We start from the raw sequence: 1,137 nt of genomic DNA, 5'->3' as shown, positions 1-1,137 counted from the left end.
CCTGTATCGCCTCGGCATCGAGCTCAGCCAGCCGGTTCTTCTGCGCCAGGCCGAGGAGGCGCTGGGAGAGGCCGAACAGGCGCTCCGCCTGGCAAGCGAGGCCGAGCGCAACACGCGCCAGGCCGGTCGTGACGCACAGCATCGGCTGGACGCCGCCCGCAATGCACTGGCTGAGGCCGAGAGGGCCGGCGGCGAATTGCAGAGCCGGCGCGCAGCACTCGATGAAGCGCGCGCCCGCATCGTCGACAGCCATGAGGAGATTTCGGCCGCCTTCGCCGAGGCGGAAATGCTGCTGCAGGACGCGCCCGATCTTGGCGATCTGCAATTGCAGCTCGAACAGTCCTCGGCCAATGTCGCCCGCGACCGCGCCGCGCTTGCCGATGCGCGTGCGGTGCATGAGGGGCTGCGCCGCGAAGCCGAGGCGCGCGCGCGCCGGCTCGATGCCATTGGCGCCGAACGCAGCAATTGGCTGGAGCGGGCCGAAAACGCCTCGACGCAGATCGCCTCGCTTGGCGAACGCAAGGCCGAGGCCGAGGCCGAACGCGAGCGGCTGGCGGATGCGCCCGATGAAATCGACGCCAAGCGGCGCGCCCTGCTGTCGCAGCTCACCGAGGCCGAAACCTTGCGCAAGGCGGCGGCCGACCGTCTGCAGGAAGCGGAGAACCGGCAATCCGAACTGGACAAGGCCGCCACCGGCGCCATCCAGTTCCTGGCTGAGGCGCGCGAGAGCCGCGTTCGCGCCGAAGAGCGGCTGACCGCGGCCGACGAACGCCGGCTGGAGGTCGAGGCGCGCATCCAGGAAACGCTGAACACACCGCCGCATGTGGTTATTCGCCATACCGGTCTGGAGGCTGACAGCCCGATGCCTGAGATGCCCGAGATCGAGCGTCAGCTGGACCGGCTGAAGATCGAGCGCGAACGGCTGGGCGCCGTCAATCTGCGCGCAGAGGAAGAGCAGAAGGAGCTTTCCGACCGGCTGGAGGCGATCGTGTCGGAGCGCGAGGACATCATCGAGGCGATCCGCAAGCTCAGGCAGGCGATCCAGAGCCTCAACCGCGAAGGCCGCGAGCGGCTGCTTGCCGCCTTCGATGTCGTCAACGGCCATTTCCAGCGGCTGTTCTCGCATCTGTTCGGCGG

The 1,137-nt window shown here is 68.7% G+C and carries 1 pseudogene; it reads left to right on the top strand.

Annotation, left to right across the window (positions count from 1 at the left end):
• Window positions 1-1,137: pseudogene (locus EN969_RS32220) on the top strand (chromosome segregation protein SMC); the annotation flags it as partial.

This window comes from Mesorhizobium sp. M7A.F.Ca.CA.003.01.2.1 (assembly GCF_003998945.1).
GTDB lineage: Bacteria > Pseudomonadota > Alphaproteobacteria > Rhizobiales > Rhizobiaceae > Mesorhizobium > Mesorhizobium ciceri.
Note: the sequence above shows the minus strand (reverse complement) of the source record. Positions and strands in the feature narration are given on the sequence as shown.